This window comes from Fructilactobacillus sp. X2R6C1, from assembly GCF_059901295.1.
This window is the reverse complement of record NZ_JBWXUZ010000001.1, coordinates 113,947-127,156: the sequence shown is the minus strand read 5'-3', so window position 1 is coordinate 127,156 and position 13,210 is coordinate 113,947. Positions and strand designations below refer to the sequence as shown.

Here is a 13,210-nt window from a genome sequence, read left to right as displayed (position 1 = left end):
AGCGGAATAAGACTACTAAACTGTAAACCATATCCTAAATTAGCAAAGTCTAAGAATCATTTGAAAATTCTGTGTCAGAACTATTATCATCTTTTTTTAAACTAAGAGCATTTAGCAAAAGTTTTACATAATCATCATCAAATCCAACTTTAATATTATTAGTTCTAAAATTTTCAATATTACCAAGTTCACTATTGATATCATTAATAATTTTTCTATTATTATCGGGCATTAATTCTTTTACATTATTACCATTAGACATTTTTTTAACTAAGAATGGAATCAATTTATATGGGCCATTGTTTCTAGTAAGATCATTTTCTTGTATTGGTTTTACACTAGAAGAATATTCAATAAAATTTGATGCTTTTATTTGAGATGTAGAAATGGAATTAGTTAATTCATCTTCATTATCATCATTAACAATCTCAATCTGTTCTTCGGGACTATCTTGTTTAAACTTAAGAACAATTTCGTTATATTTATCCCCTCGCATATTTTTATCAAAAATCCCAATCTCTTCATCTTCTAGACTCAATGTTAATTTAATAATAATTGCATCAGATAAATCAGAAAAATCATCCTCAGAAAAATTCTTTCCATTCAAAATCTTAGATAAAAGATCTAGTGTACTCGTTTTGCCAATATTGTTTTTTCCCTACTAAATAGTTGCCTTCTTTATTAAAACTAATACTAATACTATCTAGATTCCTAAAATTATGTATATCTAGTTTCGTGACTCTCATAATTATCTCCCTCCCATAAGTTATAAATATCAATAATACCTTATCACAAAAAAGCATATTGTGAAAAAAGTAATATTATTTTTTCACAATATGCTTTTATTTTTATGATTTAACTTATGGCAAAATCTCTTTTACAAATGGAACTTTCTTAATCACATAAACCACTAATCCACAAACTACATAAGTAAACAATGGCATAACCAAAATATCAATCCAACTATTGAAAGCCGTATGTGTAATGTGCATAAACAGTTTTAAGAAAAATGGATGTAAAATGTAAATGCCTAAACTAACTGAAGCCATATTAGCTAACAATCTCTGAACTTTAGGTTTTACAAATATCGTATGCAATTCAACAAAATCTTTAATCCAAAGATATAAACCAATAACATACAAAAATAGCAAGGGACTACCATATTCTTTAAGATTATTAAGCCAATCAGGCAATCCTTTAAAAGTAAACAACGCAATGATAATAGAGATAATTAACGCAGCAAAGGCTATCCATTTGGTGATCTTTAGCCACTTTTCATCGAAGTATCCTACCATAATCAAATAACCCATAATAAAGAATCCAACATAACTAGTAGAAGTAATTGGTAAAATATAAGGCGATAGGTCAATATGGAATAAATTATTGTTCACGTATAAAATTAAGGAATTAATTAAGAAATCCAATACTACAATATAAAACAAAACATTCTTATGGCTTTTGGCAAGAACTGACAATATTGGAGTGACTAAATAAAGAGCAATGACACAATAAAAGAACCAAAAGGTTCCATTAATATTTCCTGAAAGAAAACTGGCAAAAAAATCACCAATACTAGGGTTGTGATGGACAAAGTTAACATCTGGAAGGGGATTTTTTACAACAATATCTACAAGGTAGTAAATAATACTCCAGACAACCAAGGGTACTACTACCCTAAAAAATCTTTTCTTAAAAAATATCCTTGTATCATACTTTTCTCGATACCCAATTAAAGTTGTTCCTGAATTCATTAAAAACAGAAATACTGCAGGTGCAACGATTGCTCTAACAACTGAATCAAAAACTCCTAAAGCACTATTAGTTGAATCCCACGATGAATGAATAAACAAAACAAATATAATAGCAATGATGTTGATTACATCAATATAAGTTAATCTTTTTTTCATATTTTCTCCTAAATTATGTAATATTGAACACAAATACAATGATATCAAACTTTTAACTAACAAAAAACACTATTTACGCATATTAAAAACGTGGAAGAATGGTTTCTCCACGTTTTTAACTCTATTTAGCTACACTTTTATATTTTAATTGTCTACTAATCACACACTTACAAAGAATCCAAACTATTAATAAAATCCAACTAAGAAGACTGATCCATAAAGTAATAATTTGTGTAATAGTTTTTTTGTAAACGATATTAATATCGTTTATTCCTCTTCGGACAGGGATGTTAATAGCTTTGTTTTTATCAATTTTAATCGGTACTTCTATATTATTTACATAAGCATGAAATCCAGGATAATAGATATTAGGCATTGTAATACTTTGATAATTCTTTTGAGATTCTAATTTGTAATAGATTTTGTTATATGAAGTGCTCCACTGAATTTGTTGAATTTTTTTAGTGTCTTTATTCAAACTTTTAACAGAATGATCTAATAATGATGATTCAATTGGATTTGTAGTTTGGGGCAAATAATCAAAAACCTGACTATTAGTCATAACCTTAAATCCATTATCATTTTTGGAAATATAATAACCAACAACACTCGCTGGATTCGTCTTTACGTATTCATTAGAAGCAAAAGAAATACACAAACTAAATAACGTTAAACCACCAATGAAAATGACTTTTTTATTAGTATTAAATTTTCTACATAGAATTAACACACATTGGCCTGAAATTAATCCAATCAAAACTGTAACTAGTAGAAGCAACCTATATGGAACTTGTATAAACTTAAGTTCGTTTTGAACAAGTTGCCAAGGAAAAAAATTAGATACCATCAATAGAAAAATTATTGCTTCAAAACTCATATATTTATAAAATATCGATAATCTTTTCCACACAAAGATTGATAAGATTATAATTAGAATTCCAATAATTCCAATTCCAACTCCGAGTCCTGGACCTTGATCAGGCAAAAAATTAAAAATCATATTTTGAATAGGCATAGCATTAGCATACAAAGTTGCAGTTCCTATATTCATTTTCCCTGTAAATTTATAATCTTGAATAAATGGAATCAGAAATACACATGATAAAAGAATCGCAACAATGCCCGAAAGAACAGTAAATAATAATCTTTTAAGTTTGATTTTATTACTATCATGAATAAAAAGTAATAAACCTAGACTAAATAAAACCATTATTGAAGCCAAAAAAGTAGACAATACATGAGTTAGCATTATTAATGCCATTCCAATAGATAGAATCCACCACTTGTGATAATCTTTTACCAATAATTCATATAACCCATAAACAACAATTGGCAAGAAAATAAAGACAATACTTTCAGCTAAATCGCCTTGATAAAACATCACATGAATTTTATATTGAAAAAATCCATATACTAGTGCAGAAACCATACCAGCAAATTTTGATTTAGCAATTTTAGCAGAACATAAGTACATAGAAATAAAAATACCAAAATTGACTATCATGAGAAAGATATAATAAGCAAAGTAACCGTTTTTGATAATCACATGAATAATAGCTTCTGGAGTAACCATGAAAATTGGATAAAATAAATTCTGCGGATATCCAATTTTTCCAAAAGTCTTAGTCATAATATCTGGGAATATACCAAAAAAATTCCCTGATTTTAAGTTTAAATAACTTTCCTGTAAACGTGAAACATGGAAAGGCCCATCAACATTTGTTATTATGCCTGCGCCATGGAAATATGGCAATACAATTAAAACACTAAGTAGTGCAAATAATAAAATTATAAATAGGTTTGAATGTTTCTTGACGATGTTTTTACATTTTGTGATAACAGCACCTCATGGTCAATAAATATTAAATACATATATAATCATATCAGAACTTTTAAAAAATAAGAAATTTAATTTTACATACAAAAAGAGCGTGATGATTTTATCTCCACGCTCTTTTACGTATTATTCTATTTAAGTACTCTAAATCGCTTGCTATCATCCATGAAATCCTTTTCGCTAGCTGGAGTGTTGATTGAACCGAAGTTCATCTCAGCCCGTAATTGCCAATGATCCGGAATATCAAACGTTGAAGCCACCTGCGCATTAATCAATGGGTCATAATGTTGAATGTTAACACCTAAGCCATTTTCTTCAAGGCCGGTCCAAACGGCAAACTGAGCGTTTCCTTGTCCTTCTTCAGACCAGTTGTACATCTCGTATTGATAGGTCTTAAATTGACCTTGCAATTCTTTGACCTTGTCCATATCAGTGAAAAACAAGATTGATGCATAGGCATCCCTAAAAGTTGAGATTTTTGCCTTGGTGCGAAGGAATCCGTCTGCTGGCACCTTTTCTCTAAGGGCATCTTCAACGATATCCCACAACTTATCATGATTTTCGTTAAAAAGTACCACAGCTCGAACTGTCTGCCCGTTGAAGGCACTTGGTGTGTATTTGATTAATTCCTTGATATAAGTATATAGATCGTCTTGTGAGAAAGGCACATCCTTACCCAAGTCATAGATGGTCCGACGATTCTTCTCAAGATCTAAGAATTGTTTCTTTAATTCCATGTTCCAAAACTTCTTTCGTCAAATTTGATTCTTGGTCTTCCCCGTTGTCATTGCTTCGTGGAAGTTATCATAACTAACCTTAATCATGTCAACCGTGGCTGGCTTAGTCAGATAACCCATGTGCGGAGTAATAATAACATTTGGATAACGCTTCATCAATTCTAACACGTCTTTGTTTGGAAGATCATCTAATGAGTTGAATTCGTTACCGTCAATCTGATTCTCATCAATAATCACGTCAGCAGCGTAACCACCAATGTTACTACCCGACAATGCAATCGTAACGGCCTTGGTATCTACCAGTTCACCACGCGCCGTGTTAACTAAAATAGCGTTCCGTTTCATCTTGGCTAATTCTGGAGCCCCAATCATTTCATCATTTTCACCCGGTACATAAGGAACATGAAGTGAAACAATGTCCGACTTCTTTAACAATTCGTCTTCGTCAACGAAAGTCACATCTGGATTGTCATTTGGATGACGTTGATAGCCAAGCACATTGGCACCAAGATTGTGGTATAACTTGGCCTCCGCACTACCCATGTGACCAACTCCAATAATTCCAACGGTTGCATCATGAATTTCATTACTAAAATACGTTGGCAGGACCCGAAAGTCAGCGTTATTTGTATTTACCGTTGCCTGGGAAACGTGTCTGAATAGGTCCATTCCCATCGTGAGTGCTAATTCGGCAACGGAGTATGGTGAATAACTGGGAACGTTAGCAACCATGATCCCGTCTGCTTCAGCAGCATCTAGGTCAATATTGTTGTACCCAACAAAACGGGTAAACAGATACTTAATTCCCATATCCTTGACCTTATCCAAGACATCTTTATCAGCGATACAAGAACCGTCAATCAGGATGGCATCCGTGCCCATTGCCTCGTCAACCGTATCAATCTTCAATGGTTTTTCAACCAAATTTAAATCAAAGTCATATGAATTTAAATCCACAAAGTATTCTTTTTCAAATGGCCTTACATCATAAGCAGTAATCTTTGCCATTATATCTCTCCTTAGTTTAATGGATGAAGTGGTTTCCCGGTCTCAATCACTTTTTGAAAGTTATCAAAACTGATCCGAACCATGTCCTTATTGGCTTCCTCAGTGAACGAACCCATGTGTGGCGTGACGATCACATTGGGATAGTTCTTCATTAGCTTCTTGTCTTCAGCATTAGGAACATCATCCAAACTATTGAATTCTTTACCCATAATTTGACCTTCATCTAGTAGGACATCGGTTCCATAGCCACCAATTTCAAAGTTTTCAACGGCGTCAGCAACGGCGTTGTTATCAACCACGCCGCCTCGAGCTGTATTGACCAGGATGGCATCGTTCTTCATCTGATCAAGTTCGGTCTTGCCAATTAATTTCTCCGTACCAGAAGTGAGTGGTACGTGAATGGAAACAATATCCGATTTTGTAAGTAACTCATCCATGTCAACAAACTTAACGGAATGATTATCAGGATCAGCGTGACGTTGATATGCTAAAACGTTCGCTCCAACCGCATCATACATCTGAGCCTCAGCCGTTCCGATTCTGCCTGCTCCAATGATTCCAACCGTTGAATCGTGAATCTCACGACTAAAGTACAGTGGTAAGATACGAAAATCAGCGTCATGCGTGTTGGCGGTTGCTTGAGCAACATGTCTAAAGAGGGTCATTCCAAGGGTAAACGCCAATCCTGCTACCGAATGTGGTGAATAGTCGGGCACGTTAGCAACTTTAATGCCTTTTTCGGTTGCCCGCTTAATGTCAATGTTATTAACTCCAACCGAACGAGTAAATAAGTACTCAACGCCATAATCGGCTAAGTGGTCAACGATTGTCCCGTCAGCGTCACACATCCCGTCGATCAAAACCCCGTTTGATCCCTGAGCCTGGCTTACATTGGCCATCGTTAACTTTTCATTAACAAACTTTAAGTCGAATTCTGTTTGATTATAATCTTCAAAGTATTGCTTCTGCATTTCATCAGCATGGTATATTGTTATTTTAAACATTAAACTATCTCCTTATCTTAACAACCCAATTATGAATTAAATCGTGGTTAAAATGCAATTCTTTTCTCTTATTAAATGCTAAAATGTTCATAACCAATCAGAGGAGAATAGTATGGCAAACAAATTTAATAACTTTCACAAAACTCAAGTTAAACGAATCGTAGTAATGGCAGTGGTAATGATCATCCTGGTCATCGCTGGTATTTACGCAATTTTAACGAAATAATTAAGAAAAAGACGACTGATTAGTCGTCTTTTTTCAGATTAATAATTTCCAGCTACTTTAATACTTTTAGCTTTAAACATATGAGCATAACATGTGTTTTGCCAATCGTTTGGATTATCAGAGAGAATATCCCATAAACCATAATCCGAGTACGGAACACTATTTATTTTCGGCACAGTAATGTTTCCATTATTTTTCTTATTTTTTAGTTTAGTTTTAATCATATCTTGTTGTTGCAATAGCTCCATATCCGTTTTATATGAGAGAATGAATCCAGTACTTAAAGTTAATAATACATATCCACACAAACAAACTACAAAAGAATTTATCACTATTTTTATTAAATCATTATTAGACGACAATGGTATTAACTGAACAATGGCAATAATCAATAGCATCGTTCCAAAAAAGTAGCATCTTGATTGATCAACAGATTCAGGAGATAGTAATAATGCATAAAATGTAATAAGTGCTGAAATAAACAAAATACAACTACTTAAAATTGCATAACGATTCTTAACTAAATAAATATTAATAAATAGAACAATAATAAAGATAATAAGCAAAGGAAGAATATGTTGAAGAATATATTGATTAATTGTGGGAATATTAGTGGCAATCTTTTGAATAAATGATTTATTCAAAAAGCTTTGATCTCTGGACCTTCCTCGAACCATATTACCTGGAGCAATGAGCAACATTACATAACCAAAAACATAAGCAATCAATGAGATAACTTTTTTAACATTTAATCCTTTATATTTCTGAGTTGAAATTAACGTTAATCCAATAAGCAGAACAATTATTCCAATTCCAAGATTTTCATTACACCAACCTGCGACTATCCCCAGAACAATTAACAAAATACTATAAGAAATATTTCTTAATTTACTCGTATTGTTTTTATATTGAATCCACAAAATAACAAACAGTAAATTTATTATTCCAGTCCATAAATAATTCCCCGAAATTGCTCTGTATAGGAAATTAAGTGAGAAATTTGGGAAAAAAGCAAAAATCATTGCGACTATTAAGATGTACTTTAAATTTTTGTGCTTTGTATTGCCCGAAAACTTAAATGTTAGAACCAACATAAGTAATGGGAGAAGGATAAAAATTAAAGCATTAACTAGTCCATAAATTGATGGTGGTAAATTCACAAGAATTCTATAAAATGTTTGACCTACAAACCTTCCATTCCACACAAACCAATCATTTATTCCACTATGTAAAATTTCACTAGGACTCATCCTAACTGCTAAAGCATCATCTGAAAATAATGGAGTAATCATTCCCCAAAACGACACTAAGATAAACAAACAAACTGAAACAATTAATATAAAATACTTTTTACAAAAAGACACTATATTATCCATAGATAATTCACCTCATAATATAGATATTATAATTGTATCATAAGAAAAAATATCAAAATACAGAAAAAAGGGCTATACACATAGCATAGTCCTTTCATTCTCGTTTTAATAAATCTTATTGAGCCGTGTAGCCACCATCGACCACTAACTCACTACCAGTCGTGAATTCAGATTCATCAGAAGCCAAGTAAACAGCTGCATATGCGATGTCTTCTGGTTTACCTAAGTGTCCCATTGGAGTTTTGGTTCTTTGTGACATGGCTTTCGCAAAGTCTGGTTTAACCATTGGAGTTTGAATATATCCAGGATGAACAGAGTTAATCCGAATATCATAATCTTTCAACGCACAATCAAGTGCCGCTGATTTGGACATCATACGAACTGCACCTTTAGAAGCATTGTAAGCGCCTAGGTTAGGATCACCAACTAATCCTTCAATCGACGACATGTTCACAATTGAAGCACCAACACCTTTATTCTTCATTTGTTTGATGCCTTCACGTATCCCATAAAAGACTCCGTCTAGATCGATGCTTAGAACTTTATGCCACTCTTCGGTTGTAGTATCTTCAATAGACTTACCAAGGGCAATTCCAGCGTTATTAATTAGGGTCGTTACCTGTCCGAAATCTTTTTTGGTTTCTTCAAAGACTTCTGGCCAACGGTCTGGATCAGAAACATCCTGTTTCATGAATTTTACAGTTCCAGGATACTTTTTATCAATCGATTCAACTGCTTCGCGTCCACGATCTTCATTACGTCCAGTAATCGTTACTTTAGCTCCTTCTTTAGCGAACATTTCAGCAATAGCATAGCCAATTCCTAGTGTTCCACCAGTAATGATTGCAACTTTGTTTTTTAATCTGTCTGTCATAATATATCCCTCCAATTACTTAGTCATTTACCGACTTAACTGTATCATGAACCCTTATAAACGCACACAAAAAGGCTCATGACTTTCATCATGAGCCTTCCGCGCTAAAACTAATTTAGTACCAGTTATTACTTTCCCAATGCTTCTTAGCATTTTGCCATGAACCATAACGATCATGAACGTAGTTGTCAGCAGTACGTTCTTGATTCTCCTTCGAGTAATCCCCGTGAAGGTAAGTCTTAGTCAATTGATACTTGCCATACACTTGTGGATTAGTTGGATTCTCAGCATGATACTCACCACGTGATTCATGATAAGCAATCCAATTCTTAGCTGTCATCTCTGACGGACTTAATTTCGACACTGAACTTTCTGATTTTATAACTTTGACAGGTTTATTGGCGTGTGGTGCTTTTCGAAATTTGACTAGCTTATTAACGGTGGTGTAGCGCGATGAATCAGCATTAACATTAGCGCGTGAACTATTTGCGACTGCTATGCCCGTGGTAAAAATAGCTGTAACACTAACTGCTGTGAGAATAATATGTTTCCACTCCATTTTGTTCCTCCTCTCAACAGTCAATACATTAAGGGGAAAAAATTTCAATAATATTAGTAAAATATTACACGGATGTTAAAAAACATTGCAGAAATCGGGATTTAGTATTATTAATTTCCGCAAGTCATTTTACTATTTTGTATTCATAAATGAAGTGTTATTGAGCTTCCCCGAATCGAGAATGGGCTCCCTTACGTCCTTTCCTTCAGTGCTTTCTGGGGAGATTTTCAAAATGTGACTTTTCAAGATTATCTTGGCAAATTCACATGGAGTAATTAATTTTTCGTTTGTTAAATGATACATCCCATATGGTAAATCACTTTGGATTACAAACAACATAAACTCCGCCAATCTTCGGGTATCGGTTACCTGCATTGGTTGGTTACTAGTCTTAATCTCACCACTTTTTAATAATTCATCAACAAATTTACTTCCATTTTCATCATATAGATTGGCCGTTCGAATCGTATAATATTTCGTACTAATTTCTTCGATGGCACGTTCTGCCATGCGTTTCTGCTTACCATACTCACTTATTGGATTGGGAATGTCCGTTATCTCATGTGATTTAGAATTATCATTTCCGTCAAACACTCGATTCGTACTGATATGGACTAACGTTGCATTCACATCTCTAGCGGCTAAAGCCACATACTGGGTGCCAAGAAAGTTCACGTTCTTATTGATGGTCTTACCCGGTTCCTTTTCGGCGTTAACAATGTCGGTGTATCCAACGCAATCAAAAACAACTTCTGGTTGATGGACCTGAAAATAATCCATTACTTGTTTCTGATTAGTTACATCAACTTCTTTTGAAGAAGGTGCATCAAATTCGATTTGTTTCTCATTTAGCAGATTTGCTAACGTTTGACCTAACTGACCAGTTGAACCCAGCACTAATACTTTCATCATAAAATCACTCCCATAAAAAAATAACGACGTGATGATCATTAGCTAATAATATTAACTAATAGATTAACACGTCGTTTCTTAATTATCTTTCTTTTATCTTTTTAATAGTAATATTAATAATATTAGGTCTTAAAATCAGTAACATAATGCTATAAATGATTATACCAAGTAAAACTTCAATAATTAAGTGGCTCCACGAGATATGAAGATATAGATTAAGACCGAATACGATAGCAAACATTAAAACTCCTGCAGTTAGATACTTCCAAAAGTCTCTGAATAAGTTTTTAAAACTAATTTCATCCTTAATTGCATATAATTGTACAGCAGTGACACTTGCTTCTGACAGAACCGTTGCAATAGTAGTTCCAATTGCTCCCCATAATAAAATTAAAGGAACGTTGGCAACAATGTTAATAACAGCTCCAATAATAACTGAATAATTGTAGGCCTTGTTTTGGTTGGTAGGAACCAGGTACTGAACTCCAATTGCATTACTCCAGGCGATCATAACCACTACAATAGATTCAATCATCATAAGTGGAATGACTTCTAAGAATCTTTTAGATAAGAATAATGGAACAAATGTTGGTGCAACAGCCGCAATTCCAAATGCAATTGGAATGGATAGCGCCGTAACAAACTCAAAGCTTTGATAAAGATAACCTTTAACCTTCTCATGTTTTCCATGCATAAAGGCATTTGCCACATGGGGAAGCATGACTGTTCCCGTTGCAGTGACAACGGCTAACGATAATTTAACAATCTTATCAGATTGATCAAAGTAACCAGCCGCAGTAACAGAAGTCATTGCTCCCAGCATCGTTTTATTAACCACTAAGTAAATTTGAGTGGCAATCTCAGGAATAAAAAGAACCATTGACGGCCAAAAATGCCTAAACCAGTGGAAATTTTGCCAATCTACTTTCCCTAAATATCCCTTTAAGCTTGGAAATAAAGTCAAATTTCCAATCAACAATGACATCGACAAAATAAATATGTATAGCCATAAGTCATTGTAAGATTTAACAAAAGAAAAAATACTAATAAGAGTTATTATCTTTACAACAAAGTTTCTTAGAACCGTAACTCTAAAATTCTCCACACCCTGGAAAAACCAAGAAATATCAAAAGCTGCCGCAAGCAATGAGAAAGATTGCGCAATATAATAACTATGATAACGATGAACGAGAGCTAAAAAAATAAAAAAGGCGATGTAAGCAATACCAATTGTTACTATTCGCATAAAGAATATTTCATAAAAAGTATTGGTTAGTTTTTGCTTATTGTTTCGCACATACGCAATCTGCCGATTACCGTAAAGTGCGACCCCAACACTTCCAAAAATAATGAAGTATTGGATATTAGCATTAGTATATGAATTAATTCCCACACCCTGTGGGCCTAAAATACGTGCCAAATAAGGTGTGGTTAACAAAGGAACTATTAATATAAATAGTTGATAGGAAGCATTATATAAATAGTTCTTAATTACTTTACCCAAATTTATTCACCAAATTCGTTTTTAACTAGTCTCAAAGCTGACATGATGGTTTGATCCATGTTGTAGTAACGATACTGACCTAAACGGCCACCAAAGACAACGTTTGGCGCATCTTTTTCAGCTAATTCTACGTAATTCTTGTACAAAGAACGATTCTTTTTATCATCGATTGGATAGTATGGTTCATCCCCACGATGCCAGGTCTTGGGATACTCATGAGTGATGACGGTCTTGTGTTTGTTACCCTTACCGAACTCAAAGTGCTTGTGTTCAATGACTCTGGTATATGGAGTTTCAGCATCAGTATAATTGACAACCGCATTTCCTTGATAATTGTCAACATCTTTCACTTCAGTATCAAACTTCAAACTCCGGTACTCCAGAGCTCCCAATTGATATTCAAAGAATTGATCAATCATTCCGGTAAAGATAATGCGCTTATCGGACTTTAGATATTCGTCCTTTTTATCAAAGAAGTCAGTGTTAGTTTTAACATCGATTAAGTCGCTAGCAAGCATTTTTTCGATAATTTGAGTGTATCCACCAATTGGAATTCCCTGGTATGGATCACTAAAGTAGTTGTTATCATAAATGAATCGCACTGGGATTCTTCTAATAATGAAAGCTGGAAGATCAGTGGCTTTTCTGCCCCACTGTTTCTCAGTGTAGCCCTTCACCAATTTTTCGTACAAGTCAGGACCCACTAGTGAGATAGCCTGTTCTTCCAGGTTAGTTGGCTTATCCGGAATATGGGCACTCCGCTTTTGTTCCTCAATCTTAGCCTTAGCTTCTTCTGGTGTTCTAACACCCCATAGTTTATTAAAGGTGTTCATGTTAAATGGCATGTTATAGATTTCGCCGTGGTAATTGGCAATGGGACTGTTAACGTAGTTGTTAAAGTCAGCAAATTGATGGACATAATCCCAGATGTCTTTCATTTTGGTATGAAAAATATGAGCTCCATATTCGTGAACTTGGATGCCCTCTACTTCCTTGGTATAGATATTGCCACCAACGTGATCACGTTTTTCGATCACCTCAACGTGATTTCCGCGTTTAGCAGCTTCGTATGCAAAGGTTGATCCAAATAATCCAGAACCAACAACTAAATAGTCCATTAACATTCATCCTTTCTCATAACAAATTATTCACGGCAATTGACACAAACTATAATAAAAACAAACAACAATAATCATGATAACACAGTAAATATATCTCTTTCATTTCTATTTTATATGACAAATTAACATGTTACATTAAAACAAA

At 33.9% G+C, this 13,210-nt stretch carries 12 protein-coding genes; all 12 read right to left on the bottom strand.

All coding sequences use genetic code 11. The annotated features are described in order from the left end of the window. Positions 1–49: 49 nt before the first annotated feature. Complete coding sequence (locus tag AC6UDF_RS00560; protein ID WP_500693349.1) at positions 50–607, bottom strand: hypothetical protein; 558 nt, start codon at positions 605–607, stop codon at positions 50–52. A gap of 253 nt (positions 608–860) precedes the next feature. Next, complete coding sequence (locus AC6UDF_RS00555) at positions 861–1,907, bottom strand: acyltransferase (protein WP_500693348.1); 1,047 nt, start codon at positions 1,905–1,907, stop codon at positions 861–863. Between the two features lie 121 nt (positions 1,908–2,028). Further along, the gene (locus AC6UDF_RS00550; RefSeq protein ID WP_500693347.1) at positions 2,029–3,537 is read right to left on the bottom strand and encodes a 6-pyruvoyl-tetrahydropterin synthase-related protein; all 1,509 of its coding nucleotides are present in this window, start codon (positions 3,535–3,537) and stop codon (positions 2,029–2,031) included. A 338-nt stretch (positions 3,538–3,875) separates the two neighbouring features. Then, positions 3,876–4,481, bottom strand: coding sequence for a nitroreductase family protein (locus AC6UDF_RS00545; RefSeq protein WP_500693346.1), 606 nt, complete (start codon positions 4,479–4,481; stop codon positions 3,876–3,878). A gap of 18 nt (positions 4,482–4,499) precedes the next feature. Then, positions 4,500–5,489: an NAD(P)-dependent oxidoreductase gene (locus tag AC6UDF_RS00540; RefSeq protein WP_500693345.1), complete on the bottom strand. Its 990-nt coding sequence runs from the start codon at positions 5,487–5,489 to the stop codon at positions 4,500–4,502. A gap of 11 nt (positions 5,490–5,500) precedes the next feature. Then, entirely contained in the window at positions 5,501–6,493 is a 993-nt protein-coding gene (locus tag AC6UDF_RS00535; RefSeq protein WP_500693344.1) for an NAD(P)-dependent oxidoreductase, read from the bottom strand. Positions 6,494–6,757: 264 nt separating this feature from the next. Then, positions 6,758–8,095, bottom strand: a complete 1,338-nt coding sequence (locus AC6UDF_RS00530) for a DUF6056 family protein (RefSeq protein WP_500693343.1) — start codon at positions 8,093–8,095, stop codon at positions 6,758–6,760. A 115-nt stretch (positions 8,096–8,210) separates the two neighbouring features. Then, a complete protein-coding gene (locus AC6UDF_RS00525) occupies positions 8,211–8,969 on the bottom strand; it encodes an NADP-dependent (R)-specific alcohol dehydrogenase (RefSeq protein ID WP_500693342.1) in 759 nt (252 codons plus the stop codon). 115 nt (positions 8,970–9,084) lie between these two features. Then, entirely contained in the window at positions 9,085–9,528 is a 444-nt protein-coding gene (locus tag AC6UDF_RS00520; protein WP_500693341.1) for an aggregation-promoting factor C-terminal-like domain-containing protein, read from the bottom strand. A 132-nt stretch (positions 9,529–9,660) separates the two neighbouring features. Continuing rightward, on the bottom strand, positions 9,661–10,440 hold the full coding sequence (locus AC6UDF_RS00515; protein WP_500693340.1) for an SDR family oxidoreductase: 780 nt from the start codon (positions 10,438–10,440) through the stop codon (positions 9,661–9,663). Positions 10,441–10,522: 82 nt separating this feature from the next. Continuing rightward, positions 10,523–11,944: an oligosaccharide flippase family protein gene (locus AC6UDF_RS00510; RefSeq protein ID WP_500693339.1), complete on the bottom strand. Its 1,422-nt coding sequence runs from the start codon at positions 11,942–11,944 to the stop codon at positions 10,523–10,525. 2 nt (positions 11,945–11,946) lie between these two features. After that, positions 11,947–13,062 carry a UDP-galactopyranose mutase gene (gene glf / locus AC6UDF_RS00505; RefSeq protein ID WP_500693338.1) on the bottom strand — a complete coding sequence of 372 codons (1,116 nt, stop codon included), beginning with the start codon at positions 13,060–13,062 and terminating at the stop codon, positions 11,947–11,949. Between the last annotated feature and the right edge of the window lie 148 nt (positions 13,063–13,210).